Below are 25,447 nucleotides of genomic sequence, written 5' to 3'. Positions count from 1 at the left end.
CCGAGTGTACGAAACAAAAGCGTCGGCGATCTCGACCGGTCGGTCATGCGCCGGACATGTCCGGCATGCCACGATGGGTCGCGTGAACCCAAGCGAGCAGGTGCCACGGCCCCAACCGGCCGACCGCACCCAGGCGAGGACGGGCGGAACCGACAGCGTGGGACTACCGACCGTGACGATGATCGGCGGCGGTCAGCTCGCCCGGATGACCCATCAGGCCGCGATAGCCCTCGGCCAATGCTTGCGGGTGCTGGCCACCACGTCGTCGGATCCGGCCGCGCAGGTCAGCGCAAACGTGGTCCTCGGCTCGCATGACGACCTCGACGACCTGCGCCGGGCCGCCGACGGGGCGGTGGCACTCACCTTCGACCACGAAGGTGTACCGCTGGCACACCTGCAGCACCTCGAAGCGGAAGGTGTGGCAGTGCGTCCGCCGTCGAAGGCGCTGCACTTCGCGCAGGACAAACTGGCCATGCGTGAGCGGTTGTCGGAATTGGGGTTGCCGGTCCCGGACTACGCCGACCTCGCCGGTGACCGTGACGGAGCCCGCACCCGGCTGGTCGAGTTCGGTGACGCACACGGATGGCAGGTGGTCATCAAGACGGTGCGCGGTGGCTACGACGGACGAGGGGTATGGCTCGTTGACAACCGCGACGCCGCGCTCGAGGTCTTCGACACCCGTCCGACCGATCTACCGGCGCTCATGGTGGAGAGCAAGGTCGACATGCGGCGGGAGTTGTCGGCGATGATCGCGCGTTCGCCGTTCGGCCAGGGTGGTGCTTGGCCGGTGGTCGAGACCGTGCAGCGCCACGGGCAGTGCGCCGTTGTGCTGGCACCCGCCCCGGGCCTCGACGCCGACGTCGCAGCCCAGGCCCAGCAGATGGCACTGCGGCTTGCCGCGGAACTCGGTGTGGTCGGTGTGATGGCGATGGAGCTCTTCGAGACGACCGACGGTGAGCTGGTGGTCAACGAGTTGGCCATGCGCCCGCACAACAGTGGGCACTGGACGATGGACGGCGCCATCACGTCGCAGTTCGAACAGCATTTGCGCGCCGTTCTCGACTATCCGCTGGGTGACACCTCGCCCCGCGCGCCGATCACGGTGATGGCCAACGTGCTGGGTGCGCCCGATGCGCCGGATATGTCGATGGACGAGCGGCTGCATCACCTGATGGCACGGATGCCCGACGCGAAGGTCCACCTGTACGGTAAGGGCGAACGACCGGATCGTAAGATCGGACATGTCAATATCGTTGGCCGGGTGGATGATTCACTCGCCGATGTACGTGAACGTGCCGAACGTGCGGCGCATTGGATGTCGCACGGCCAGTGGACCGACGGATGGGATGTGCACGGTGAGTGAGGGTTTGGCGCCACGCGTTGGCTTGATCATGGGCAGCGACTCGGATTGGCCGACGATGAAGGCCGCCGCGGAGGCGCTCGCCGAGTTCGACGTGCCGTTCCAGGTGGGCGTGGTGTCGGCGCACCGCACCCCGCAGCGCATGCTCGACTACGCGGCCGGCGCCGCCGAGAACGGCATCGAGGTCATCATCGCCGGTGCCGGTGGCGCAGCGCATCTTCCGGGCATGGTGGCCTCGGCGACACCGCTGCCGGTCATCGGTGTCCCGGTTCCGCTGCGCTACCTCGACGGGATGGACTCGCTGCTGTCGATCGTGCAGATGCCGGCCGGGGTGCCGGTGGCGACCGTGTCGATCGGCGGCGCGCGCAACGCCGGACTGCTGGCGGTGCGCATCCTGGCGTCGGGCGACGCGGAACTGCGCGGACGCATGGTTGCCTTCCAGCAGGGCCTCGAACGGATGGTGCTCGACAAGGACTCCGCGCTTCAGCAGGAGTTGTTGGGGGAGTAGGTTGCGTGGCTACAGTTCGAGCTTGCTGTGGAAGAACTCCAGAACCTGTTGGAGCGCTTCGTAAGTCGGCTCACCTGGTGCGTCGATCAGATCCTCTGTGAGAACCGAGTGCGGCTTCGGGAACTCCGAATCGGGGTTCGCGGTGGAGTCCGGCAGTTCGATCCCGATGAAGGCGTCGCCGAGCTTCTCCTCCAAGAACCGGAAGCGTGAGCCGGGTGCCAGGACGTCACCTTCGAATCGGAGTCCCATCACCTGAAGCCCCTTGGCGCATCGCACCTGCACTTTCTCCAGGTCGGCGTCGCTGATGTCGATCGTGGACCTGCGGCCGGGAAGCGCGGCGAAGGGCAATGACGGCTGTGACAGGACGGGTGCCAGCATGCGCTCGTCGGTCGCCATCGCGAGGGCGAATCCACCGGTGAAGCACATGCCGACCGCCCCGACGCCGGGTCCGCCGCAGCGTGCGTGTTCCTCGGCGGCCAGCGCGCGCAGCCAGGACGCCACCGGCGACGTCTTGCCGGTCGCGAGGACGGTGAACTCGCGTGAGATGCAGGCGCGCCCAATGGTGCCCAGCATGTTGGTGACGGCGCCGACCCGGCCGAGACTCGACGGTCGGGGATCGCGTCCGTCGACCCCGAACAGCGACGGCATCACGGCGGTCGCACCGAGATCGGCAACCCGCCGCGCGAAATCGGCCACCTTGGGACTGATCCCGGGCATCTCCGCGATGACGATCACCGCAGGCCCGGTGCCCTTGCGGTAGACACGGCGAGTTGCGCCGTCGTAGGTGACGTCCTCGGAGGTGAAATCGTCGAGCGGATCGTCGGTGTGTGTCCGGCTCATCGGCGTCACGCGCCGTGCAGGGTGCCGATGAGCACCGAATCGAACAGTCGGCCCGGAATTTTGGCGCCTTTGACGATGTCGGGGGAGTCGGACGGGACAACTCGCGGACCGGTCACGGTGTAATGCCGGGATTTGCGGATCAGGCCGAACGAGCCGGCAGCTTGCACATTGCGCACCCAGTCGGTGTGGCGTCCGTAGGTGAGGACGATGGACAGTCGGTCGCCGTCGACCCACGCCAGAACCGGTATGGAGTACTTCTTGCCCGACTTGCGGCCGACATGTTCGACCATCGCGTACGGGGCGAGCTTTGGCGCCCATTGGCGCTGAATGGGATTGGTGATCTTCTTGTTGATCCGGCCCACGACCGCAGGAATCTGCATGGCCTCCACTCTGCCCGAAGGGATCGGATCGCGGTAGGTCTTCGACCTCAGGAGTGTGGGAAGGGCTCGCTCCTCGCTACTCAACCAGCAGGGGTGCGGCGTCGTAAGTCAGGTCAGGATGAGGTCTGCCTTCTCGGTCGCGGCTCGTGCGTCGAGTGCGTCGGGCCTGGCGCCGGAGACGTGCACGAGCGACGCGCCGACCACCAACGGGCCGAGGAGATGGGCGAGCACGCCGTCGGGCGTGTGCCACTCCCGAGTCGAGAGGACACGGGTGTTGGGACCTATGCCCTCGTGTTCGGCAGCCGAAAATGCTTGGGCGACAACGTCTGCGACAGTTGCCGTCTCGAGTGCCGGACCGGCCTGCGACGACGACGCGAACTGATCGCCGTGCACGCGGACCACCGAGCCGTAGTCGGCGACTCCGGGCGGCAAATTGCGAAGGGGCAGCGCGAAGGCGTCGAGCGAGGCGATCACGAGTTCGTCGGCGTCGGGATGGTCGTCGATACCGTCGATGCCGGTGAACGTGACCACCTCATCGGCCGCGTCGTCGTGCCCGAGTCGGATGTCGGCGCCCGCCCACCAGGCACCGAGCAAGATGCCGGCCGTCTGCCAGTGCTCTGGCAAGTCCACGCGGACGACGTCACCGGAGACCACCCCGATCTCGTCGATGAGGTAATTGGCGGTCTTCGCGGCCCAGTTGCCCAGCGTTGCGCCGGACAGTTCGGTGCGCTCACCCGTCCGATCGTCGTAATAGGTCAACAGAGGTCGCGACCAGTCGGTGATGACGCCGAAGACGGCGTCGGTGACGGTGCGCGCGGTCATGGCTGCCATCAATTCACGCAGGTCGGACCGTCGGTGCCGGCGGTGATGGGCGGACGGTTGTTCCCGACGCGCTCACTGGCGGGACGGTTGTCCTCCTGAGATCCGGTGTCGGAGAACGATCCTGGGCCGGCGTAGGTGTTTGTCAGCACCGCGCGCAGCCGATGTGCGTCGATGTTGGGGTCGAGAAGAACTCGTGCGCCACCGAGGTCGCGCGCAAGCATCCGTGCGCCCTCGTTGTCCTCGTGTGCGTAGACCACAGAGTCGCGGACGTCGGCGGGCTCGGTCGACGTGCGGCCGGCCTGGAAGCCCTTGTTGGTCAGGATGTTCGCCACATTCGACGCCAGACCGTCAACGGTTCCGGCGTTGACCACGTCGACCGTGTAGTCGCTGCGTTCGCCTTGTCTCTTGCCGCCGTTCAGTAGCCCGTCGGTGAACTTCTTGACCGCGTCCGGATCGACGCGGACGACGCTCTGCTCGCCGTCGTCGCTCCAACCCTGTTCGTCGACCACCGGGATGGTCGCGAACTTCACCTTTCCGCCGCTGAGATCGCGCAGTTGTTCGGCGAACGACAGGATGTCCCAATCGTCGTCGATGACCACCGACCGGGAGACGGCCTCCTCGAGATCGGTGAGCTTGGCGGGATCGGTGAGCGTCTTGGCGGACAGGATCTTCTGGGTCAGCGACGCCATATATGCCTGCTGACGGGTGATGCGGTCGAGATCGCCCCGGGGGAGCCCGTGACGTTGTCGGACAAAGCTGAGTGCCCTTGGGCCGCTGAGGGTTTGACGTCCCGCTCGGAATTTCGCGCCGGTCACCGGGTCGGCGCTGGCCTCCTTGAGGCAGACCTCGACGCCGCCGACCGCCTTGGTGAGCAAGGCGAATCCCAACAGGCCGACTTCGGCGTAATGGTCGACGCGCACACCGGTCAGGCCGGCCACGGTGTCGATCAGGGCCTTACGTCCGGCGAGGACACCTGCGGCCTCGGCCTGTTTCTCGGTCTTGCCGGAATTGACGGCGTCGACGCGCGTACGTTCGCGCGTCGCTCCATAGGCGGCGTTGATCTTCGTCATCCCGATGCCCGGCGCCTTCACGTAGGAGTCGCGCGGAATCGAGATCGCGGTCGCCGACGACCCGTCGTTCGGGATCCGGATCAGCAGGATGGTGTCGGTGTTGGTGGCCACCTCGTTGCCCGCGCGCAGCATCCGCTGCTCCTCCTCGGACAGCGGGTTGCCCTTGGCGTCGGTCCGTGAATCGGTGCCCACCAGCAGGATGTCGGTGGCGCCGTCCTCGGCGTCACCGAGCCCGAGACCACTGATCTGATTGATCTTGCCCTGCAGGTTGTTCATGCTGTTCCAGGCGTATCCGGTGCACAGCAAGACCGCCGCCGAGACCAGCGCGATGAAGCCGCGTCCCCACGCCGAACGTCCGAGCCAACCGCGGCCTCTCGGGCCCGTGCGGGCGGGCGGTGGCGCCGTGGCGGAGTCGGTGACCGCAGAGTCCGCGACAACAGAGTCGGCTGCCCCAGACTCGGCTGCCACAGAGTCGACTACAGCGTCCGCCGCCTTCTTGCGAGCGGGACGCTCCGGTTTGCCGCCGGGCGGGCGCGGTCGGCGCGGCTTGGTCGATGCCGCCTCAATTCTGCGTCGGTCGTCGCTGCGGGGTCGATCGTCGGTTCGGGGTCGACCGTCGGGCCGAGGCCTGCTGCCGGTCTTACGTGTGTGGATTTCTCCGGACGACCGGCGATTCGTGCCGTCCTTCTCGCCGGGGCGCGCGGGACGTCGCGGACGTTCGCCGCCCGCCGGTGTGCGATTCCTCCGGTCGGGTCCGCGATCACGCGCGTGTGGGTCTCGGGTCCGTTCTGATGAGCGCGGTTCACGAGGCTCCGAACGTCCGGCGTCGGCTGCGGGTCTACGCGGGCGAGGCTTTCGGGGCTCGGTGGCCGAGTCGCGCCGCTGGTGTTCGTCGCCGAGCTCTTGGCCGCCGAGCTGTTGGCCGCGAAATTCTTTGTCGCGGGCTCGCTCGCCGCCCGCTGTGCGGGGTGCTCCCGACCGGCCGGGGTCGGTCGGCCGACGACGTCGGCGCGGATCCGGGGCGGTGTCGGGGCGTGGTCGCGGACGTCCTCTGGCGCCGTCAGGTGGGAGATCCACGAGTGGGCGATACCTTTCGACTGGACCACGTGCCAACGGCACATCGTGAGACGGCCGTTGTTGGAGTGGTTGACGTTTCTGGTGTTGTTTCTCTGACGCCAGGCTACTGAAGTGACTCGAGAATCCGGGCACGCAACGCCGATGGAAGCCCGACGCGACGCGCAAGGTCGTGTCGTCGTACGGCACGATGGTGCCCATGGGGATGCGAGATGCAGAGCCGACGACGGTCTACGTACTCGGGGCCGCAGGCCAGCTCGGGTCGGCGCTTCGGGCGCGTCTGGCAGCGGCTCGTCTGCAGGCCCGGGTGAAGTGGCTGACCTCGGCCGACGTCGACATCGCGGATGGCTCCTCCGTGGATGCCGCGCTGAGGGGCCTCGCCGGTGGGGACGTGGTGCTCAACTGCGCCGCGTATACCGATGTCGACGGCGCCGAATCGGATCGTGCCGGTGCCTTTCTCGTCAATGCCGAGGGACCTGCCAACCTGGCCCGCGCCACGGCACCGGCCGGTGCCTGGTTGATCCACATCTCGACCGACTACGTGTTCAGCGACGCCGCGGCGGGGGCAACGGCGACAGGCGGCACTCGACACCCCTTTGAGCCGGACGACTCCACGTCGGTGACCCCGGCGACCGTCTATGGGGCAAGCAAACTCGCCGGCGAACGGGCGGCATTGGCCGCCGACCCGCGCACCACGGTTGTCCGCACCGCCTGGGTGTACACCGGCACCGAGGCGAGCAAGGACTTCGTGGGGACCATGCGTCGCCTCGAACGCACCCGCGAGTCGGTGTCGGTCGTCGACGACCAGCTCGGCTCGCCCACGTACGCCCTCGACCTCGCCGCCGGTCTGTGGGAACTCGCCGCCGCAGGTCCCTCAGAGCGGGTCGCCGGCGCGGTCCTGCACGCCACCAACGCAGGCGAGGCCACCTGGTTCGACGTCGCACGAGCAGTGTTCGCCGATGTCGGAGCGTCACCCGACCGCGTGCTGCCCTGCACCACCGCCGAGTTTCCGCGGCCCGCACCGCGGCCCGCCTACTCGGTGCTCTCGCAAGCGTCGTGGACATCGGCCGGTCTGACACCACTGCGGGGGTGGCGTGCCGCCCTCGACGAGGCGATCGCCGCGCCGGCGCCCGAAAGTAGTTCGTTACCCTGAGCCGGTGTCTGTGCCCCGAGAAGGTCTGCCCACCGACGATCACGTCGCAGTGGTGACGGTGACCTACTGGTCCGGTGAATATCTGGAGACGTTCCTGCGCAGCCTGCAGGTGGCGACCGAGCGACGGCCCCGGGTGATCATCGCCGACAACGAGTCCGGTGACGGCGCGCCGGAGGCCGCCGAACGCGACCATGAGCGCGTCACCCTTCTGCGCACCGGCGGCAACATCGGTTACGGCGGGGCGATCAACCTCGCGGTGGCCCAGATCGACCCGCAGATCGAATTCATCGTGATCGCCAACCCCGACGTCGAGTGGCTGCCCGGATCCATCGACGAGCTGCTGGCCGCGGCCGATCGGTGGCCGCGCGCCGGCTCGCTCGGGCCGTTGATCCATGAGCCGGACGGATCGGTGTACCCGTCGGCACGCAGGGTCCCCGATCTGGTGTCCGGGACCGGTCACGCCGTCCTCGGCACGGTGTGGAAATCCAATCCGTGGACGGCCGCCTACCGGGCCGAGAACGAGTCACCGACCGAGCGGAGGGCCGGCTGGCTGTCTGGCTCGTGTCTGCTGGTGCGCCGCGAGGCGTTCGACGCGATCGACGGCTTCGACTCCCGTTACTTCATGTACATGGAGGACGTCGACTTCGGTGATCGTCTCGGCCGCGCGGGCTGGGACAACGTCTACGTCCCGTCGGCCGAGGTGATCCACACCAAGGGTCACACGGCCGGACGCAATCCGGAGAAGATGCTGCCCGCCCACCATCTCAGCGCGTATCAATTCCAGGCCGACCGCAACCCGGGGATGTTGCGGGCGCCGTTGCGGCTGGCGCTGCGGGTCGGCCTGGCGGTGCGGTCGCGCCTCGCCGTGCGTTCGGCGCGTCGGGCCTCATCTGCCGAAACGAGCGAGAAATCGTGAGTGGTGGTGAAGTGTTGGGGAACAGACCGATGGAAGGAACCGACAAGTGGATGTGAACACCGTGGGGGGCTCGGTGTCCGAAGGTGAGATCGACCCAGGCAAGGCCGACGCCGTGCAGGCAGTGGTGCTGGTCGGGGGCAAGGGCACGCGCCTGCGACCGCTCACCATCTCCGCGCCCAAACCGATGCTGCCGACGGCCGGGTTGCCGTTTCTGACTCACCTGCTGTCCCGAATACAGGCCGCGGGGATCCGGGATGTGGTGTTGAGCACGTCCTTCAAGGCGTCGGTGTTCAGCGAGTACTACGGCGACGGTTCCAAGCTCGGACTGCACCTTCGCTACGTCACCGAGGACGAGCCGCTGGGTACCGGCGGCGGAATCCGGAACGTTCTCGACGAGCTGACCGCGGACACGATCGTCGTGTTCAACGGTGACGTCCTCGGCGGCACCGACGTTCGCGACGTCATCGGCGGACATCGTGAGTCGGGCGCCGACGTCACCTTGCATCTCGTCCGGGTCAGCGATCCTCGCGCCTTCGGGTGCGTTCCGACAGACGAGAACGGGCGTGTGACGGAGTTCCTGGAGAAGACCCAGGACCCGCCGACCGACCAGATCAACGCCGGTACGTATGTGTTCCGACGCGAGATCATCGAGTCGATCCCGGCCGGAGTGCCGGTGTCGGTGGAACGCGAGGTCTTTCCGCGTCTGCTGCTGGAGGGCAAGCACATCCACGGGCACGTCGATCACGCTTACTGGCGCGACATGGGCACCCCGGAAGACTTCGTGCGCGGCTCGGCCGACCTGGTGCGCGGCATCGCTCCGTCACCCGCACTCGGCGACCGCCACGGCGAATCGCTGGTCCACGAGGGTGCCGGCGTGGGGCCGGGTGCCCTGCTCATCGGCGGTACCGTCGTCGGCCGTGGCGCCGAGATCGGGCCGCGCGCTCGACTCGACGGCGCAGTCATCTTCGACGGAGCAGTCGTCGAAGCGGGTGCAGTGGTGGAACGCAGCATCGTCGGCTTCGGAGCTCGCGTGGGTCCGCGGGCCCTGATCCGTGACACGGTCATCGGAGACGGTGCCGACATCGGTGCGCGCTGCGAGCTCTTGCGTGGTGCACGAGTCTGGCCGGGCATCCAGATCCCGGACAACGGCGTGCGGTTCTCCACCGACGTCTGATCGGCCCGGCCTTGGCCGCAGTTGCGCGAGTGAGTAGGGGCTCAGCGTGCTTTCGCGGCGGCGAGCACGCCGGCGCCGAGCGGGATCACCACCGGTAGGAGTCGTTCGTCGTCGGCGATGAGCATCGCGGCCTCGCGGGCTGCGGCGGTCAGTGGGTCGTTGCGCGTGGGGTCGCCGACCGCCCCCTGCGCGGTCGCGTTGTGCACGACGACCACTCCGCCCGGACGCAGCATCCGGATCGCCTCGGTGACGAACCGGGGATGGTCGATCAGCGGGCCGTCGACGAACACCAGGTCGTAGGAGGCATCGGTGAGGCGGGGGAGTACCTCGAGCGGCGTGCCGTTGATCAGGCGGGTCCGGCCGGCCGGGATGTCGCCGCCCGCGAAGGACTGCCGCGCCGCGCGATGGTGTTCGGGTTCGGGGTCGATGGTCGTCAGCACGCCGTCGGCGGCCATACCGTTCAGCAGCCAGAGTCCACTCACGCCGGTTCCGGTGCCGATCTCCACCACGGCCCGCGCATCGGTGGCGCGCGCGAGCACGGCCAGCAGCGCACCGACAGCGGGGCTGACCGGGGCGGTGCCCAACTCGTCGGCACGTGAGCGAGCGGCCAGCAATGCGTCGTCTTCGACGATGGCCGACTCCGCGTAGGAGTTGAGGTCGGCAGGCGATGAGTCGGTCACGCATCGAGGTTAATCCGCATGCGCCCCGGATCGTGGTCACGGCACGCCACAAAGTGGCCTCGCGCACCCCGCGAGCAGGCCATTTCGTTTCGACCTGTGCGACCGTCCCACATCCTCAGCGAAACCTCAGGGGTCTCATACGGCGACCACACGACGGTGGGAGAGGCTGAGATCGCGGCCGACGGAATACCCGCCCGATGTCCGATGTTCGCAGGAGTGAACAGTCGCCGCACCGAGCGGGAGACCGCTGACAGACGGGCGATGCGACAGCACCAGAAGGGAACAAACCTCCGACGATGACCGAACCCCTGGAGTCCACCGACATGGTCCTCACCGGGACCGCCGGATTCGACGCCACCGGCGACGAACTCCTCATGCCGTCGTGGGACGAGTTGGTGCGTGAGCACGCCGACCGGGTCTACCGCCTGGCCTACCGGTTGTCGGGCAATCAGCACGACGCCGAGGATCTCACCCAGGAGACGTTCATCCGCGTCTTCCGGTCGCTGTCCAACTATCGCCCGGGAACCTTCGAAGGGTGGTTGCACCGCATCACCACCAACCTGTTCCTCGACATGGTCCGGCGGCGCAGCAAGATCCGCATGGAGGCTCTGCCCGAGGAATACGACCGGGTGCCCGCCGACACGCCCGATCCCCAGCAGATCTTCGACGCGAGCAATCTTGATCCCGATCTCCAACGTGCCCTGGATTCGTTGGCTCCGGAGTTCCGTGCCGCCGTAGTGCTCTGTGACATCGAGGGTCTGTCCTACGAGGAGATCGCGACCACCCTGGGCGTGAAGCTGGGCACCGTCCGAAGCCGTATTCATCGTGGTCGGCAGACCATTCGCGACGCGCTCGCCGCACAGGGCCACACGGACAGCCGTTCGGTCGCAGTCGGCCGCTGAGCTGGCCCGGCGCGTGTTCCGCGTCGTGACGTCGAGGTGAATGCGTGCGACTCGGGAACCTTGCCGCGCCAGGCGACGTTGTCACTTTCGGATAGGCTTGGACGTCGCATGCGACCACGCGTCGCGGGAGAGGGGTGAATTGTCGATGATGGATGGCCATCGTGGTGGGTCGGCCCGCGGTGACGAGGGCGCCGACGCGGCGTCGGCACCGAGCTTTCGACGCCGCCGCATGGCGTGGAATCCCGGTAACTGGAATCCGGCACCGTCGTCCATCGGACCCAATCGTGGCTATCGTCGCCCGGGCAGCCCCGGCGGCAGACAATTCGCCCCCACCGAACACCTCGCCCCGGAAGCCGTCGCAGCATTTGTCGACGGTGAGCTGGGCATGACCGCGCACATGCGCGCCACCCACCATCTCGCGTTGTGTCCCGAGTGCGTCGCTGCGGTCGACGCACAGACGTCGGCCCGCGCCCGCCTTCGTGAGTCCGGTCGGGTCGCCATTCCGGACTCGTTGCTCAGCCAGCTCACCCAGATCCCCACCCGCGAGATCGACATGACCCCGCGTGACACTCCGACCGACCGGATGGGCCCCGACCGTATGGGCCGCAGCCTGCCACCTGCCGCACCCATCACACCGGGAACCCCGTTGACCCGGGGCCGGATGACACGTCGGTGGGGTCGCTGAGCGTGGATGACAACCGAGAGACAGGCACCCCCGGCACATCTGATGAGTCCCGTGACGACGCTGCGGCCACACCGGCGTCGGTGAATTCCCCGTTCGAGCGGCCACAGAACTCGGAACCGACGTCGTCGGTGACCCCGCCACCCGCACGCCCGCGCCACGCCCCGGTGTCCCCGGCCGCCGCGCAGGTCTTCGGACGACCCTCAGGAGTGCGTGGCTCCTTTGCTGCCGGCCCCACGACGAATCGGCCCCAGCCCCAGGTCGCGGCACCCGACCCGGTCCTCGCCGAAGCCTTCGGTCGGCCGGACGGATCCGCGGAGACCCTTCAGCGCGACCCGCTCGCCACGTACGGCGAGAAAGACGAACCGCCGACCCCCACTGATCCCTGGCGGGACCCAGAGAGTGCGGCGCACCTCGACGCCCCTGCGGTGGCCACCGAGAAGTCGGCAGAACCCACGGTCGCCGGGCCCAAGCTGAGCGTCCGCGACGTGCTGTCGGGCAAGCGGGTCAGCTGGGTCGCGCTGGTGATCCTTGCGCTGATCGCGCTGGTCATCGGTGTCCTCGGGGGCCTTGTCGGCCGGATGACCGCGGAGACGGCGGCACCCTTGCACAGCGATACCGTCGAACTGGCCACTGACGATTCCGTCGGGAACGGCGCACCGCGGTCTTCGGTTGCGCAGGTGGCGCAGAAGGTCGCGCGCTCGGTGGTCGAGATCGACGTGCGCACCGCCAGCGCTTCCGGTACCGGTTCGGGCTTCGTCATCAGCGGCGACGGCTACATCCTCACCAACAATCACGTGATCTCGCAGGCCGCGAACGATCGCAGCGCCAAGCTCGAGGTGGTGTTCTCCGACCGCTCCCGGGTGCCCGCCCGCATCGTCGGCCGCGACATCAAGACCGATCTCGCCGTCATCAAGGTCGATGACGTCGCCAATCTCGTCGTCGCGAACCTCGGCAACTCCAACGATCTGCAGATCGGTGAGGAAGTGGTTGCCTTCGGTTCGCCGCTCGGCCTCAACCGGACGGTGACCAGCGGAATCGTCAGTGCGCTCAACCGCGCCGTCTCACTGCCACCGGACGCCGAGTCCGACACCGACGCGGTGATCGACGCCATCCAGACCGACGCCGCGATCAATCCGGGTAACTCCGGCGGTCCGCTCGTCAACGACCGTGCTCAGGTCGTCGGCATCAACACGGCCATCCGCAGCGGTGGGGGCGGTTCGATCGGACTCGGTTTCGCGATTCCGATCAGCCAGGCCCAACCGATCGCGCAAGCCCTCATCCGGGACGGCAAGGTCACTCATCCGCAGATCGGCGTCAACGTCAGCTCGGTGCGCAACGAGCGGGTGCTCGGTGCGCTCGTCCGTAACGTCGTCGCGGGCGGTCCGGCCGATCGGGCGGGTGTTCGGGAGAACGATGTCTTCGTCTCCTTCAACGGCCGTCCGGTCGAGAGTGCCGACGAGTTGAACGTCGCCGTACGAACAGCGACAATCGGCAAGGCAACACCATTCAAGTATTGGCGCGACGGGCGCGTCTTCGACGGCACCGTCACGCCTGCCAGTGACTGAGGCGTAGACATGTTCAGCAGCGTGGGTTGGGGAGAGATCGCGATCCTCATCGTGGCCGGGTTGATCATTCTCGGTCCCGAACGTCTGCCCGGCGCGGTGTCGTGGACGATGAAGTCGCTGCGTCAGGTTCGCGATTATGCGTCGGGCGCCACCAGCCAACTCAAAGAGGAACTCGGCCCCGATTTCGAGGATCTTCGCAAACCGCTCGCGGAACTCAACGAGCTGCGTGGCATGACGCCCCGCTCGATCGTCACCAAACATCTACTCGACGGAGACGACTCCGTCTTCCGAATGGCTTCGGAGGCAACGACTTTCGAGCGGGACGGCGATACCCCGGCGATCAAGCCGGTCTCCAAACCCCTGCCTACCGACGCCTTGGGGGTGGATACGTCGAAGATCGACATCACGAAGTCGGGTCCCTCCGAGGCAGCACCCCGGCCGCGCAGCACGGAACGGCCGTCGGTCACCGACTGGGATGCCACCTGATCTGTCTGCGGCTTGGCGGACACACCCTGTGTCGAATCGGGTGATCTGTGTGCTGCAGCAAACAGATTCTCCAACAGGACACAGGGTGTCGGTCGCGACTCCCTGAGATCAGCCGTGGCGGGTGGTGTCGATGCCCAGGCTCATGCCCGCCAGGCCACGGCGCCGCACGGCGAGTTTGTCCGCGACGGCGCGCAACGCCGACCCCGACGGTGAGTCGGGCGCGGACAGGACGACGGGGACGCCGGCGTCGCCGCCCTCGCGCAGCGCCTGCTCCAGTGGGATCTGTCCGAGCAGTTCCACCGGCGCGCCCACTGCTCGTGTGAGCCGCTGCGCCACCTGCTCGCCGCCACCGGATCCGAACGGCTCCATCCGGGTGCCATCCGGCAGTTCGAGCCACGACATGTTCTCGACGACGCCCAGGATCTTCTGGCGGGTCTGCAGCGCGATGGCGCCGGCCCGTTCGGCAACCTCGGCCGCCGCCTGCTGCGGGGTCGTCACCACCAGGATCTCCGCCCCCGGGATCAGCTGTGCGATGGAGATGGCGACGTCGCCGGTGCCGGGCGGCAGGTCGAGCAGCAGAACGTCGAGATCGCCCCAGTAGACGTCGGCGAGGAATTGCTGCAGCGCACGGTGCAGCATCGGCCCACGCCACGTCACCGGAGTGTTCCCGTCGGTGAACTGTCCGATGGAGATGAACCGAACGTCGTGGCTGATCGGCGGCATGATCATCTTCTCGACCTGCGTCGGCTTGGCGTCGCTGCCGAGCATCCGCGGGACCGAGTGGCCGTAGATGTCCGCGTCGAGCACACCGACCGAGAGGCCTCGTGCCGCGAGTGCGGTGGCCAGGTTGACGGTCACACTCGACTTACCAACACCGCCCTTGCCCGACGCGACCGCATAGACCCGCGTCAGCGACCCGGGCTGGGCGAAGGGGATCACGGGTTCGGACTTGTCGCCACGCAGCTTCTTGCGCAGTTCGGTGCGCTGCTCGTCGTTCATCACGTCGAGGCCAACGCGCACCGTGCCGACACCGGGGACGTCGGCGACCGCGTGCTCGACCCGCTCGGCGATCTCGTTGCGCATCGGACACCCGGAGGTCGTGAGGTAGACCGCCACGTCGACACTCGCGTCGTCGTTGATCGAGACCGACTTGACCATTCCCAGGTCGGTGATGGGTTTGCCGATCTCCGGGTCGCGGACCTTGCTGAGGGCGGCGCGAACCGAGGATTCCGTTGGTGCGACTCCGGTTGTCATCAGCGCCAGTTTACCGGCGGCATCCGACGTGGGATTCAGCGCACCGGTACCGGCGTGGAACGCCCAGCGGACGGGTTCGCCGGCCGTGCGCCCGGATTGGGCGCCGTCCGCTTGGGGCTCGTGCGCGGCTGGCCGGGCAGTGGCGGCAAGGTGATGTCGGGCAGGCAGATCACCACACAGGGCTTGGTGGTCGTGGTGGTGCTCGACGACGAGGACGAATTCGACTTCGAACCGCTCTTGGAGGAGGACGGCTTGGATGGCTTCGACGACGACTTCTTGGAGGACGACGCCGCGTGCTTCGGTTCCGGGATCGGATTGGTCGGCATAACGCCCGTCGCATACGCCCCCGCCCAGGACAACACATTGGCCACGTACTCCATCGAGTGGTTGTAGCGCAGCACCGCGGCGACTTTGTTGCTGTCGTTCATGATGTCGGAGACGCCCGCGCACAGATAGCGTCCGGCCGAGTAGGTCGCGTCGAAGACGTTGTTGGGGTCGGCCTTTCCGTCGCCGTTGGCGTCGGAGCCCCAACTCGCCCAGGTGCTCGGGATGAACTGCATCGGCCCCATGGCGCGGTCGTGCGCAGAATCGCCGTCGATCCGGCCGCCGTCGGTGTCGTGGATGACGGCGTTGCCGGCCAGTGAACCGTCGAGCACGGGACCGGCGATCGGGTTGATGGTGGTGCCGTACTGGTCGACCGACCCGTTGCTCGCGTGGTTGGACTCGATGCGTCCGATGCCGGCCAGCAGGAACCATGGCAGCTTGCACTGCGGGGACTCGGCTCCGAGTCGATTTGCGGCGAGTTTGTAGGCCTGCAGGACGACGCCCGGGATACCGAGCGGACCGCTGGGCAGGTCGGTGGCGATCCGCAACTGCGGTGTCAGCGCAGCCGCTGCCTTGGGTGGTGGCGGAGCGAAACCGAGCACGGTGACCGGCTCGGACGCGACTACCGCGGCGACCACCACGGGTGTCTGTTCTTCGGCAGCGACAGCGGTCACGCCGCCATGCGCACTCGAGGTGGCGGTGCCGAGCACCATCGCACCCACCAGCACGCTGCCGGTGGCGACGCCGATGGCCCGCCGGGGTACCCGCAGCGGGCGACGCGGGCCCTGGGCACGTCTGAAGAGGTCACCTGGCCTCATCGCTTGCCACCCGCCATATCGGCCCCATCCACGATGCCGATCCCGCACGCTTGTGCAGACTCGCTCACGTCAGCTCCGTTGCTCGCACACATCACTCAATTCGCCCCCGACAGCGCATTGGAAAAACGTTGCGGGTCGCGATGCCGAACACGGACGGGCGACCCGAATCTGTGACCCACCATACATATGGGTCGCACGACCCAATGCAGGAACCGTCGCTTTGTGTGCTCACCTGCAGATGATCGGTCCTTGGACCTCGGAAGTTACTCAGACCGCCTTCTGGTGCGATCCGCCTTCGCCGAATCGTCGTCGCCGGCCGCGGTGATGCGTTCGGTCAGCTCGTCGAGCAGGTCGTCGAGTTCCTTGCGCAGGTAGTCGCGGGAGACGGTGTCACCGACGGCAAGTCGGACCGCGGCGAGTTCGCGTGCCAGGAACTCGGTGTCGGCCTTGGTTTGGGCGGCGCGGCTGCGGTCCTCGTCGAGCGCGATCCGGTCGCGATTCTCCTGCCGGTTCTGGGCCAGCAGAATCAGCGGGGCGGCGTACGCGGCCTGGGTGGAGAAGGCCAGGTTGAGCAGGATGAACGGGTACGGGTCCCACCGGATGGAAACCGCGATCAGATTCAGCGCCACCCACACGATGACGATGACGGTCTGGATCGCCAGATACCGGCCGGTGCCGAGGAAGCGGGCGATGCGCTCGGCATAGCTGCCGACGATGTCGGAGTCGAGGTTGAACGAGATCCCTCGACGCGTGCTCGGCTGATCCAGTTTGCGCCCGGACTGCTCGCTCATGAGCGGCCCACTCCGGGTACGTGGGTGCCCAGCCCGACGGTCGGGGTCTCATCGTCGTCGGGCTCGTTCTCGCGCCAGTCGCGGGGGAGGATCTCGTCGAGCAGGTCGTCGACGCTGACGGCGCCGAGCAGATGGCGCTGTTCGTCGACGACCGGCCCGCAGACCAGGTTGTACGTCGCGAAGTACCGAGTCACGGTCTCGAGGGAGTCCTCGGGCCGCAGGTTGGCCAGGTCGGTGTCGAGGATGCCGCCGACGATGTTGGCCGGGGGCTCACGCAGCAGCGCCTGCAGGTGCACGCAGCCGAGGTACTTGCCCGTCGGTGTGGCGGTGGGCGGTCGGACCACGAACACGATGCTCGCAGCGGCCGGGGTGAGGTCCGGATTACGGACGCGGGCCAATGCCTCGGCGATGGTGGTCGACGCGGTCACGACGATGGGCTCCGACGTCATGATGCCGCCGGCGGTGTCGGGGGAATGCAGCAGCAGTCGACGCACCGGTTCGGATTCCTGCGGGTCCATCTCCTCGAGCAGGGCCTCGGCCTCGGTGTTGGGCAGCTCGCCGAGGAGATCGGCGGCGTCGTCGGGATCCATGGCCTCGAGAATGTCGACGGCCCTCGCGCGATCGAGGTGGGCGAGGACGTCGGTTTGGTCGTCGGGCGGCAGTTCCTGCAGCACGTCGGCGACGCGTTCGTCGTCGAGGGCCGCGACGATCTCGTCGCGCCGTTTCGCCGGTAGCTCACGCAGGGCGTTGGCAACGTCGGCGGCGCGCATGCCCTCGAACTGGAGCAGGACCTGAGCCACTCCCTGGCCGGGCAGGTTCAGTGCGCTCTGGGTCAGCCCGCTGACATGCGACCACTCCACGACGTGTGTTTCACCGCGGCGCCGCAAGCCACGACGACCACCCCGGATGGCGACGCGCGACACGACCCAGTCGCGGGTCCGAGTCTGCTCGATGCCGAGATCGATGACGTTCACCTCGGCGTCGGCGAGTTCGGGTAGGTCGGGATCGTTCACCTTGACGTGACTGTCCAGGATCTGACCGATCGCGAGGGCCTCGCCGGGGCGCAGATGCAGGCGTCTGAGACTGACATTGCCGGTGTTCAGGGTCACCGCTTGGGGGTCGATCGAGGTGACGCGCAGCATCGGAACGAAAATTCTTCGGCGAGTGGTCAATTCGACCGCGAGGCCGAGCGCGCGAGGTTGTTGGCCGACGAGTCGGACGCTCACCACCACGTCGCGGACGCGACCGATGGATTCACCATCAGGACCAAGGACGGCCAATCCGACTAATCTGGCCACGAACACCTTGCTCACCGACGCCATGGGAGTAAGGGTAGTGGTAACGGCGCCGCGTGCGGTGTCGCCGACCGTCGTGTTGGGGATGTCGCGCGCCACACGTACAGGTGCGATCCAGAGGAGCCCGACATGACCAATCCGATGCGACCCGGCCAACAGACACCGGGCCTGCCGACTCCGCCCAAGGGCTGGCCGATCGGTTCCTACGCCACCTATGCCGAGGCTCAGCGCGCCGTCGACTACCTGTCCGACGAGCACTTCACCGTGCAGGACGTGACGATCGTCGGCGTCGACCTCATGCAGGTCGAGCGCGTGATCGGTCGGCTCACCTGGGGCAAGGTGATCGGTGGCGGCGTGGTGTCCGGAGCGTGGTTGGGCTTCTTCTTCGGTCTGCTGGTGTCGTTGGTGTTCACCGGCTCACCGTTTGTCCCGATCCTGGTGGGCATCGTCGGTGGCATCATTTTCGGCCTGATCTCGGCCACCATCCCGTACGCGGCGACCCGGGGTCAGCGCGATTTCGCGTCGACCATGCAGCTCGTCGCCGGACGATACGACGTGCTGTGCGACCCGAAGAGCGCGGAGAAGGCCCGCGACATGCTCGCCCGACTGGCGGTCTGAGGACCCTCGAGGGGTTATCCGAGTCCGATGCTGCGCGGACGCTGCCGAGCAGGACACGACCCGATCACAATCGGCGACGATGTGGCACGTCCATGCCGAATGTGTTGCATGTCACGAATCTTGCCGTATAGCGTAGCCCTCCAGACGCTCACGGTGCGGTCACGTCGTGCTGCACCGCGTACGACATCGAGGAGGCTCCGTGCGGAGTTCGGTCAGCGCTGGTGGTACGAGTCGTCGGGGATCCCCAACTGAACAGGCAGGCCCACCAAGACAGGTGGGCGCGACTGAGTCGCGAAAGTCGATGGGAACCAAACGAATAGGGCGCAAGGCCACCGTCGCGGTCGCAGCACTCGCGGCGGCTCTGCCGATCATCAGCGCGTGCGGGGACAGCTACTCACCCGGGGTCATCAACTTCTATTCGCCCGCCGACGGTGCGTCGACCTTCGCCAAGATCGGTGACCGGTGTTCCTCGGAGTCCGGCGGCGAGTACAAGGTGGTCACCACCGTCCTGCCGAAAAACGCCGACGACCAGCGACTTCAGTTGGCCCGACGTCTGGCCGGCAACGACAAGGGTCTCGATCTGATGTCCATGGACGTCGTCTGGACCGCGGAGTTCGCCGATGCGGGTTGGGTGGTGGCGGTTCCCGACCAGGTGGCCGCCGAAGTCACCGCGCGCACCCTTGGGGGTCCGCTGGAAACCGCGACCTGGCGCAAGAAAGACGAAGATCGCGAACGTCTCTTCGCGATCCCGATGTCGACCAACACCCAGTTGCTGTGGTACCGCAAGGATGTCCTCAAGACGATCGGCGCGAGAGGTCCGGCCAAGAACTGGGAGGGGATGCTCGTCGACGCCCAGAAGAGCCTTGCGGACGGCGGACCGTCGTACATCATGGTGCAGGGCAAGCAGTATGAGGGCCTGATGGTCTGGTTCAATTCGGTGCTCGTGAGCGCCGGCGGCCAGGTCGTCGATCCGGAGAACCCCGACAAGGTCACGCTGGTCGACACCCCAGAGCATCGGGCCGCCACCGTGCGCGCGCTGCAGATCATGAAGTCCATCGCCACGGCACCGGGCGCCGATCCATCCCTCACCAACTCCGACGAGGGGTCCTCGCGTACCGGAATGGAGAAGGGGCAGGCCATCTATCAGGTGAACTGGCCGTTCGTCTTCTCGGGGATGGCGACGAATGCGGCGGCCGGGTCGGTCGATTTCCTGCCGGACGTGAAGAAGTACGCGGACCTGTTCGACGCCGACGGGCCGAAGGAGGACACCACCGACGAGCAACTGGCCCCGGTGAATGCCGAGGTACGTAAGGTCTTCGACTTCGCCCAGTACCCGGGGGTCGGCGACCGGCCGTCGCGAACCACCTTGGGCGGATTCAACATCGCGGTCGCCAGCACGTCTGCGCAACAGGATCTTGCATTCAAGGCCGCCCAGTGCATCACCTCGGCGGAATCGCAACGGCAGTTCGCGCTCGAAGCCGGACCGCCGCCGGTGATCGGGGCGCTCTACTCCGATCCCGAGTTCCGGGCCGCCTATCCGATGGCCGACGACGTGAAGGAGCAGCTGGAGGCCAATCGCGCTGCAGTCCGGCCCAAGTCTCCTGTTTACCAATCCATTTCGACGCTGGTCACGGCCAAGTTGAGTCCGGTCGGGCAGTGGGACCCGGAGACGATGGCCGACGAACTCGCTGATGCGGTGCAGAAAGCGATCAACGGGGAGGGGCTGATCCCGTGACAACCGGAGACCACGAACCAGGCAGCGTCAACGAACCAGGCACGGTCGACGAACCAGGCGCCGGTGACACCGGTGACGATTCCCGGCCACGCGCCGGGCGGCACGCACTGCCCGACGACGCTCCGCCGGCGACCGGCGGAATTCCGTTGCGCAAGGACGAGTCCGGCACTCCTCCAGTGCACTCGGACATCTGGACCCCGCCGGCGTCCGCCGGGCATGCCGAACCGCAGAATGCCGACACCGTCGCGTCGCCGACGGTTGCCTCACCGGCAGCTGCGGTCCCCGCATCGGCCGCCACCACCGCTGTCGCCGAACGGACCGCCACACCGGAAACCCCGAGTGCCGGAGGCAAGATCAGCGAGGGCAAGTCCGCGGAGCGCCGGCTGGCCTTCTGGCTGGTCGCGCCCGCGGCGATCATGATGCTGCTCGTCACGGGATATCCGATCCTCTACGCGGTCTGGCTCTCGTTGAACAAGGCGAGCTTGTCGGCGCCGGGTGAGCGGGAGTTCGTCTGGTTCAGCAACTACGTCACGGTGCTGACCGACAGTTATTGGTGGACGGCGTTCTCGGTGACGCTCGGGATCACGATCGTGTCGGTGGCCATCGAACTGGTTCTGGGTATGGCGATCGCACTTGTCATGCACCGCACCATCTTCGGTAGGGGCACTATTCGCACGGTTGTGTTGATCCCGTACGGCATCGTCACCGTCGCGGCGGCGTTCTCGTGGTACTACGCCTGGACCCCGGACACCGGATACCTGGCCAACTTGCTGCCCGACGGGACCGCCCCGCTCACCGAGCAATGGCCGTCCCTGGCGATCATCGTGCTGGCCGAGGTCTGGAAGACGACGCCGTTCATGGCGCTATTGCTTCTTGCGGGCCTGGCGCTGGTACCCGACGACCTGCTCAAGGCTGCGCAAGTCGACGGTGCAGGTGCGTGGACGAGGCTGTGGCGCATCATCATTCCGCTGATGAAGCCGGCCATCCTGGTGGCGTTGCTGTTCCGCACGCTCGACGCATTCCGCATCTTCGACAACATCTACGTGTTGACCAGCGGATCGAACAACACCTACTCGGTGTCGATCCTCGGTTACGACAACCTGTTCGGGGCGTTCAACCTCGGTGTGGGCTCGGCGATCTCGATCCTCATCTTCGTCTGCGTCGCGATCATCGCGTTCATCTTCATCAAGGGATTCGGCACCGCCGCCCCGGGTAGCGACGAGGAGGGGAGGTAGTTCATGAAGCACAGTGCGAAATCCAAGGCGTGGTGGTCGATCGCCAACATCTTGGTGATCCTGTACGCGGTGATCCCACTGCTGTGGATCATCAGCCTCTCCTTCAAATCGCCGGCGACGGTTCTGGACGGCAACTTCATCCCGCAGGAGTGGACGCTGGAGAACTACAAGGGCATCTTCGACACCAGCTCGTTCACGTCGGCCCTGCGTAACTCCATCGGAATCGGACTGATCACCACGCTGATCGCGGTGATCCTGGGCACCATGGCGGCCTATGCCGTCGCCCGGCTGGACTTCCCCGGAAAGAAGCTGCTCATCGGGGCGTCCCTGTTGATCGCGATGTTCCCGCAGATCTCGCTGGTGACACCACTGTTCAACATCGAGCGTCGTCTCGGCCTGTTCGACACCTGGCCGGGACTCATCCTGCCGTACATCACCTTCGCGCTGCCGCTGGCGATCTACACGCTGTCGGCCTTCTTCCGGGAGATCCCCTGGGAGCTGGAGAAGGCGGCCAAGATGGACGGCGCCACCCCATGGCAGGCGTTCACCCGGGTGATCGCGCCGCTGGCCGCGCCGGGCGTCGTGACGGCCGCGATCCTGGTGTTCATCTTCGCGTGGAACGACCTGCTCCTCGCCCTGTCGCTCACGTCGACGGAACGAGCGATCACCGCTCCGGTGGCCATCGCCAACTTCACCGGTTCGAGTCAGTTCCAGGAACCCACGGGATCGATCGCCGCCGCCGCCGTGGTCATCACCATCCCCATCATCATCTTCGTGCTCTTCTTCCAACGTCGAATCGTGGCCGGACTCACCTCCGGCGCCGTGAAGGGATAACCCATGGCAGAGATCGTTCTGGACAACGTCACCAAGAAATACCCCGACGGTTCGACCGCGGTCCACGAGGTGAACATCGAGATCGCCGACGGCGAGTTCGTGATCCTCGTGGGGCCCTCCGGGTGTGGAAAGTCGACCACGCTCAACATGATCGCCGGCCTCGAGGACATCACCTCGGGCGAACTGCGCATCGGTGGTCAACGGGTCAACGAGCGTGCGCCCAAGGACCGGGACATCGCCATGGTGTTCCAGAGTTACGCGCTGTACCCGCACATGTCGGTGCGCGACAACATCGCCTTCCCGCTCACCCTGGCGAAGATGTCCAAGGACCAGATCGCGTCGAAGGTCGAAGAAGCGGCGCGCATTCTCGACCTCGGTCAATACCTGGATCGTAAGCCCGCCAACCTCTCCGGCGGCCAGCGCCAACGTGTGGCGATGGGGCGCGCGATCGTGCGCTCGCCCAAGGCATTTCTCATGGACGAGCCGCTCAGCAACCTCGACGCCAAGCTGCGTGTGCAGATGCGTGCGGAGATCGCCCAGTTGCAGAACCGACTGAACACCACCACGGTCTACGTCACCCACGACCAGACCGAGGCGATGACGCTCGGCGACCGTGTGGTGGTCCTCCGCGCCGGCTACGTTCAGCAGATCGGGACACCGCAGGAGCTCTACAACCACCCGGCCAACGTGTTTGTCGCCGGCTTCATCGGCTCGCCGTCGATGAACTTCTTGCCGGGCCGACTCGGCTCGGCGGGGATCGAAACCGCCATCGGCACAATCTCACTCGACGATCACCAGCAGGTGGTCTCCCGGGCAGGCGACGTGGGCAGCAACGGCGACGTGCTCGTGGGCATCCGGCCCGAGCACCTCGAGGACGCGGCACTTCTCGATGCGACCACGCGTGCGCGTGGCGGCACCTTCAACGCGACCATCGATGTCCTCGAGTCGATGGGATCAGACACCTACGCCTACTTCAGTGTTGACTCGGAGCGTGCGTCGAGTGATGCGCTCACCGAGTTGTCGGCCGACTCGGGAGCGGATTTCGGTGGCGGTCAGATGATCGCGCGGCTCTCGCCGGAATCAAGGGTCAGCCGTGGTTCGACTGCCGAACTGTTCTTCGACACCGCCAAAGTCGCTGTGTTCGACCAGAGTTCGGGCGCCAACTTGCGCTGATGCGAAGAGTACTGCTTTCGGCCGCCTGAACTGCGGAAATGCGTCATGGCGTGCTCGCAAAATCTAGGGGAAGAGTTTCTTCCCCTAGGTTCGAAGTCGTCCGCGAGATTTTTCTGGGGGAAGACACCAAGGGTAGGGGAAGAAGTCTCTTCCCCTACTTTTTGTGGGCGCAGGTTGCCTGGCACTTCAGCCGGCGGGAGGGACTTCCAGCGCTATCTCCGCCGCCGTCGCGAGTGGTCCCGCAGTTCGTCAAAGATGTCGTCGTCCCAGATGTGCTTGCGCACCAATCGGTATCGCTCGCATGCGACCCACATGTAGAGTTCGGCGTCGCTCTCGAGGTCGGGACGGATCTCGGCGCGGCGTGCCATGCGCACCACCGGCAGGAACTCTTCGCCGAACCATCGTCGCGCGGCGTCGACTCGGCCCAGGTACTCACCGGTCTCCTGGCTGCGCCGAAAACCCCACGCCTCAACGTTTTCGGCGAGCTCGGCGTAGTCGAACGGGTAGGAGAGCCGAATGGCGTCGGCCTGGGCACCGGTGAGTGGAACCCGTGAGAGGAACAGCCGCCGATGGTCTTTGAGCACGAGGTCGGACGGCGCATTGATGCCCTCCGGTGAGATTCGGGTGTGGATCTCGGTGACGTAGGCGTCGATCGTGGTGAAATGTCGCGCGAAGGCGATGGAGACGCGATGGTGCCCGTCGATGACGAAGTGCATCGATCCGATGCGATAGAGCTGGATCGGCGGAACCGACTCGCCCCGTCGCTGGGCTGCTGCGAGTCGTTGCCACCGTTCCCGGATCCGTGATGACGTGGGCCGGAAGTAGCGGTCGAAATCCCTGGTGCGGTCGACACTTCCGACGATCGAGGACACCTCGACCACCTGCAGGCCCAACGCGGTCTCGCCGGTACGGCCGAGAGCGGCGACGACTTCGTCGAACGGCAGGATCGTGTTGACGTCGGCCGGAGCGCGGGTGAACCAGTGTGCGAGACGGGACAATTCGGCCTGTCGGCGGAGACGGGCGAAGTCGTTCTCGGCGTCAGCGTCGGGAAACCCGGTGTCACGCGCCATGTCGTCGTCTCACCACCTCGAACTCGCGCGTGCCCGGCTCGATGTCGAACTCGCAGTAGCCGACCACGTTCATGGATATCGTCGCCTCGCCGACCATGCGGTCGCGTGGTGATCGGCCGTACGGATGGACGTGACCGTGGACCAACAATGTCGGGTCCAGTGACCGTATCAGCGGATGGAAACAGTCGAACCCGCGATGGCACGCGTCGTCGGCGTCGCCGACTCCACGGGCCGGGCTGTGCGTGAGCAGGATGTCGGGGCGGGCATCTCCCCGGGTCAGTGCCGTGGTGCAGCGCAGACGCCAGCCGCGAAGACGCTGCTGGGTGTCGGTGTACTGATTGGGCCCCGGGTTGTAGCGCCGGCTGCCACCGAGCCCGCTGATGCGCAGACCGCCGACGGTGACCGTCCGGCCGTCGGCATTGACGGCACCGTTGGGTCCGGGGTTCGACGTCGGAAGACCGGCTCGCGTCCAGCCGCCCCGACCCTCGCGATACCCGTGCAGATCACGATCGTGATTGCCGGGCACAAAGACGCACGGCGCATCACAGAGCTCGGAGAGGACCTCGAGGTAGTCGAACGGGAGGTCGCCGGCGCCGAGGATGACGTCGGGTTTCGCGTCGAGTCCGACGCCAAAGGTCAGCGATTCCACCACCTCGTCTGCCACCGCCAGAACTCGCACCACCGT

At 66.7% G+C, this 25,447-nt stretch carries 25 protein-coding genes; 14 read left to right on the top strand and 11 right to left on the bottom strand.

Going from position 1 to position 25,447, the window contains the following annotated elements:
- The first annotated feature begins 73 nt into the window (after positions 1 to 73).
- Positions 74 to 1,363 carry a 5-(carboxyamino)imidazole ribonucleotide synthase gene (locus ACWDTF_RS02200; protein ID WP_374247111.1) on the top strand — a complete coding sequence of 430 codons (1,290 nt, stop codon included), beginning with the start codon at positions 74 to 76 and terminating at the stop codon, positions 1,361 to 1,363.
- The gene (gene purE, locus ACWDTF_RS02195) at positions 1,356 to 1,868 is read left to right on the top strand and encodes a 5-(carboxyamino)imidazole ribonucleotide mutase (RefSeq protein ID WP_355276954.1); all 513 of its coding nucleotides are present in this window, start codon (positions 1,356 to 1,358) and stop codon (positions 1,866 to 1,868) included. The genes ACWDTF_RS02200 and purE overlap by 8 nt, the downstream gene beginning before the upstream one ends.
- A 9-nt stretch (positions 1,869 to 1,877) precedes the next feature.
- Here purE and ACWDTF_RS02190 read toward each other — a convergent pair whose 3' ends face one another.
- The 4 genes from ACWDTF_RS02190 to ACWDTF_RS02175 form a co-directional block, all read right to left on the bottom strand.
- The gene (locus ACWDTF_RS02190) at positions 1,878 to 2,708 is read right to left on the bottom strand and encodes a dienelactone hydrolase family protein (protein WP_240858910.1); all 831 of its coding nucleotides are present in this window, start codon (positions 2,706 to 2,708) and stop codon (positions 1,878 to 1,880) included.
- Between the two features lie 5 nt (positions 2,709 to 2,713).
- Positions 2,714 to 3,088: a nitroreductase family deazaflavin-dependent oxidoreductase gene (locus ACWDTF_RS02185; RefSeq protein WP_240858917.1), complete on the bottom strand. Its 375-nt coding sequence runs from the start codon at positions 3,086 to 3,088 to the stop codon at positions 2,714 to 2,716.
- A 108-nt stretch (positions 3,089 to 3,196) separates the two neighbouring features.
- A complete protein-coding gene (locus ACWDTF_RS02180; RefSeq protein WP_240858919.1) occupies positions 3,197 to 3,910 on the bottom strand; it encodes a TIGR03089 family protein in 714 nt (237 codons plus the stop codon).
- Positions 3,911 to 3,918: 8 nt separating this feature from the next.
- Positions 3,919 to 5,448, bottom strand: a complete 1,530-nt coding sequence (locus tag ACWDTF_RS02175; RefSeq protein WP_374247114.1) for an LCP family protein — start codon at positions 5,446 to 5,448, stop codon at positions 3,919 to 3,921.
- A gap of 796 nt (positions 5,449 to 6,244) precedes the next feature.
- Between ACWDTF_RS02175 and rfbD the strand changes: the two genes are divergently transcribed.
- The 3 genes from rfbD to ACWDTF_RS02160 are packed head-to-tail and all read left to right on the top strand — an operon-like array spanning position 6,245 to position 9,297.
- Positions 6,245 to 7,207 (top strand): dTDP-4-dehydrorhamnose reductase, encoded by a 963-nt coding sequence (rfbD, locus tag ACWDTF_RS02170; protein WP_240858986.1) that lies wholly within the window; start codon positions 6,245 to 6,247, stop codon positions 7,205 to 7,207.
- A gap of 4 nt (positions 7,208 to 7,211) precedes the next feature.
- Entirely contained in the window at positions 7,212 to 8,123 is a 912-nt protein-coding gene (locus ACWDTF_RS02165) for a glycosyltransferase family 2 protein (RefSeq protein WP_355279768.1), read from the top strand.
- Between the two features lie 46 nt (positions 8,124 to 8,169).
- Complete coding sequence (locus ACWDTF_RS02160; RefSeq protein WP_433258858.1) at positions 8,170 to 9,297, top strand: mannose-1-phosphate guanylyltransferase; 1,128 nt, start codon at positions 8,170 to 8,172, stop codon at positions 9,295 to 9,297.
- A 41-nt stretch (positions 9,298 to 9,338) separates the two neighbouring features.
- On the opposite strand, the gene ACWDTF_RS02155 is transcribed toward ACWDTF_RS02160, so the two are convergent.
- Entirely contained in the window at positions 9,339 to 9,977 is a 639-nt protein-coding gene (locus ACWDTF_RS02155) for an O-methyltransferase (RefSeq protein ID WP_240858930.1), read from the bottom strand.
- A 296-nt stretch (positions 9,978 to 10,273) separates the two neighbouring features.
- Here ACWDTF_RS02155 and sigE point away from each other — a divergent pair, with 296 nt between their 5' ends.
- From sigE to tatB, 4 genes are all read left to right on the top strand, one after another.
- The gene (gene sigE, locus ACWDTF_RS02150; protein WP_355279764.1) at positions 10,274 to 10,879 is read left to right on the top strand and encodes an RNA polymerase sigma factor SigE; all 606 of its coding nucleotides are present in this window, start codon (positions 10,274 to 10,276) and stop codon (positions 10,877 to 10,879) included.
- Between the two features lie 145 nt (positions 10,880 to 11,024).
- A complete protein-coding gene (locus ACWDTF_RS02145; RefSeq protein WP_240858939.1) occupies positions 11,025 to 11,564 on the top strand; it encodes an anti-sigma factor in 540 nt (179 codons plus the stop codon).
- Positions 11,565 to 11,644: 80 nt separating this feature from the next.
- The gene (locus ACWDTF_RS02140; RefSeq protein WP_355279770.1) at positions 11,645 to 13,129 is read left to right on the top strand and encodes a S1C family serine protease; all 1,485 of its coding nucleotides are present in this window, start codon (positions 11,645 to 11,647) and stop codon (positions 13,127 to 13,129) included.
- 9 nt (positions 13,130 to 13,138) lie between these two features.
- Positions 13,139 to 13,615 carry a Sec-independent protein translocase protein TatB gene (gene tatB, locus ACWDTF_RS02135; protein ID WP_355279761.1) on the top strand — a complete coding sequence of 159 codons (477 nt, stop codon included), beginning with the start codon at positions 13,139 to 13,141 and terminating at the stop codon, positions 13,613 to 13,615.
- Positions 13,616 to 13,723: 108 nt separating this feature from the next.
- Here tatB and ACWDTF_RS02130 read toward each other — a convergent pair whose 3' ends face one another.
- The 4 genes from ACWDTF_RS02130 to ACWDTF_RS02115 all read right to left on the bottom strand — a co-directional run bounded on the left by ACWDTF_RS02130 (position 13,724) and on the right by ACWDTF_RS02115 (position 18,124).
- Positions 13,724 to 14,869, bottom strand: coding sequence for an Mrp/NBP35 family ATP-binding protein (locus ACWDTF_RS02130; protein ID WP_240858950.1), 1,146 nt, complete (start codon positions 14,867 to 14,869; stop codon positions 13,724 to 13,726).
- Between the two features lie 35 nt (positions 14,870 to 14,904).
- Entirely contained in the window at positions 14,905 to 16,011 is a 1,107-nt protein-coding gene (locus ACWDTF_RS02125; RefSeq protein ID WP_240858951.1) for a lytic transglycosylase domain-containing protein, read from the bottom strand.
- Positions 16,012 to 16,274: 263 nt separating this feature from the next.
- Positions 16,275 to 16,802 (bottom strand): DUF1003 domain-containing protein, encoded by a 528-nt coding sequence (locus tag ACWDTF_RS02120; protein ID WP_240858952.1) that lies wholly within the window; start codon positions 16,800 to 16,802, stop codon positions 16,275 to 16,277.
- Positions 16,799 to 18,124 (bottom strand): magnesium transporter MgtE N-terminal domain-containing protein, encoded by a 1,326-nt coding sequence (locus ACWDTF_RS02115; protein ID WP_355277140.1) that lies wholly within the window; start codon positions 18,122 to 18,124, stop codon positions 16,799 to 16,801. Before ACWDTF_RS02115 ends, ACWDTF_RS02120 begins: the two co-directional genes overlap by 4 nt.
- Positions 18,125 to 18,226: 102 nt before the next feature.
- Between ACWDTF_RS02115 and ACWDTF_RS02110 the strand changes: the two genes are divergently transcribed.
- The 5 genes from ACWDTF_RS02110 (at position 18,227) to ACWDTF_RS02090 (ending at position 23,692) form a co-directional block, all read left to right on the top strand.
- Positions 18,227 to 18,715 carry a general stress protein gene (locus tag ACWDTF_RS02110; RefSeq protein ID WP_240858954.1) on the top strand — a complete coding sequence of 163 codons (489 nt, stop codon included), beginning with the start codon at positions 18,227 to 18,229 and terminating at the stop codon, positions 18,713 to 18,715.
- Between the two features lie 301 nt (positions 18,716 to 19,016).
- Positions 19,017 to 20,450: an extracellular solute-binding protein gene (locus ACWDTF_RS02105; protein WP_240858961.1), complete on the top strand. Its 1,434-nt coding sequence runs from the start codon at positions 19,017 to 19,019 to the stop codon at positions 20,448 to 20,450.
- Positions 20,447 to 21,685 (top strand): carbohydrate ABC transporter permease, encoded by a 1,239-nt coding sequence (locus ACWDTF_RS02100; RefSeq protein ID WP_449753900.1) that lies wholly within the window; start codon positions 20,447 to 20,449, stop codon positions 21,683 to 21,685. Before ACWDTF_RS02105 ends, ACWDTF_RS02100 begins: the two co-directional genes overlap by 4 nt.
- A 3-nt stretch (positions 21,686 to 21,688) precedes the next feature.
- Positions 21,689 to 22,519: a carbohydrate ABC transporter permease gene (locus tag ACWDTF_RS02095; RefSeq protein WP_240858963.1), complete on the top strand. Its 831-nt coding sequence runs from the start codon at positions 21,689 to 21,691 to the stop codon at positions 22,517 to 22,519.
- A 3-nt stretch (positions 22,520 to 22,522) separates the two neighbouring features.
- Positions 22,523 to 23,692 carry an ABC transporter ATP-binding protein gene (locus tag ACWDTF_RS02090; protein WP_240858965.1) on the top strand — a complete coding sequence of 390 codons (1,170 nt, stop codon included), beginning with the start codon at positions 22,523 to 22,525 and terminating at the stop codon, positions 23,690 to 23,692.
- Positions 23,693 to 23,904: 212 nt separating this feature from the next.
- On the opposite strand, the gene ACWDTF_RS02085 is transcribed toward ACWDTF_RS02090, so the two are convergent.
- Both ACWDTF_RS02085 and ACWDTF_RS02080 read right to left on the bottom strand, forming a co-directional pair.
- On the bottom strand, positions 23,905 to 24,762 hold the full coding sequence (locus ACWDTF_RS02085; protein WP_240860358.1) for a chromosome partitioning protein ParB: 858 nt from the start codon (positions 24,760 to 24,762) through the stop codon (positions 23,905 to 23,907).
- Positions 24,752 to 25,444, bottom strand: coding sequence for a metallophosphoesterase family protein (locus ACWDTF_RS02080; protein WP_355277135.1), 693 nt, complete (start codon positions 25,442 to 25,444; stop codon positions 24,752 to 24,754). The genes ACWDTF_RS02085 and ACWDTF_RS02080 overlap by 11 nt, the downstream gene beginning before the upstream one ends.
- Positions 25,445 to 25,447 lie beyond the last annotated feature (3 nt).

The sequence above is a fragment of the Gordonia sp. NPDC003422 genome, from assembly GCF_053588675.1.
The sequence above is the reverse complement of the archived record's forward strand: the minus strand, read 5'-3'. Positions and strand labels throughout refer to the sequence as shown.

Bases quoted from the DNA above. Each gene is read 5' to 3' on its own strand.
- ACWDTF_RS02200 (WP_374247111.1), top strand. From the start codon at position 74: ATGGGTCGCGTGAACCCAAGCGAGCAGGTGCCACGGCCCCAACCGGCC.
- ACWDTF_RS02190 (WP_240858910.1), bottom strand. From the start codon at position 2,708: ATGAGCCGGACACACACCGACGATCCGCTCGACGATTTCACCTCCGAG.
- ACWDTF_RS02185 (WP_240858917.1), bottom strand. From the start codon at position 3,088: ATGCAGATTCCTGCGGTCGTGGGCCGGATCAACAAGAAGATCACCAAT.
- ACWDTF_RS02180 (WP_240858919.1), bottom strand. From the start codon at position 3,910: ATGACCGCGCGCACCGTCACCGACGCCGTCTTCGGCGTCATCACCGAC.
- rfbD (WP_240858986.1), top strand. From the start codon at position 6,245: ATGGTGCCCATGGGGATGCGAGATGCAGAGCCGACGACGGTCTACGTA.
- sigE (WP_355279764.1), top strand. From the start codon at position 10,274: ATGACCGAACCCCTGGAGTCCACCGACATGGTCCTCACCGGGACCGCC.
- ACWDTF_RS02145 (WP_240858939.1), top strand. From the start codon at position 11,025: ATGATGGATGGCCATCGTGGTGGGTCGGCCCGCGGTGACGAGGGCGCC.
- tatB (WP_355279761.1), top strand. From the start codon at position 13,139: ATGTTCAGCAGCGTGGGTTGGGGAGAGATCGCGATCCTCATCGTGGCC.
- ACWDTF_RS02130 (WP_240858950.1), bottom strand. From the start codon at position 14,869: ATGACAACCGGAGTCGCACCAACGGAATCCTCGGTTCGCGCCGCCCTC.
- ACWDTF_RS02125 (WP_240858951.1), bottom strand. From the start codon at position 16,011: ATGAGGCCAGGTGACCTCTTCAGACGTGCCCAGGGCCCGCGTCGCCCG.
- ACWDTF_RS02120 (WP_240858952.1), bottom strand. From the start codon at position 16,802: ATGAGCGAGCAGTCCGGGCGCAAACTGGATCAGCCGAGCACGCGTCGA.
- ACWDTF_RS02115 (WP_355277140.1), bottom strand. From the start codon at position 18,124: ATGGCGTCGGTGAGCAAGGTGTTCGTGGCCAGATTAGTCGGATTGGCC.
- ACWDTF_RS02110 (WP_240858954.1), top strand. From the start codon at position 18,227: ATGACCAATCCGATGCGACCCGGCCAACAGACACCGGGCCTGCCGACT.
- ACWDTF_RS02105 (WP_240858961.1), top strand. From the start codon at position 19,017: ATGGGAACCAAACGAATAGGGCGCAAGGCCACCGTCGCGGTCGCAGCA.
- ACWDTF_RS02095 (WP_240858963.1), top strand. From the start codon at position 21,689: ATGAAGCACAGTGCGAAATCCAAGGCGTGGTGGTCGATCGCCAACATC.
- ACWDTF_RS02090 (WP_240858965.1), top strand. From the start codon at position 22,523: ATGGCAGAGATCGTTCTGGACAACGTCACCAAGAAATACCCCGACGGT.
- ACWDTF_RS02085 (WP_240860358.1), bottom strand. From the start codon at position 24,762: ATGGCGCGTGACACCGGGTTTCCCGACGCTGACGCCGAGAACGACTTC.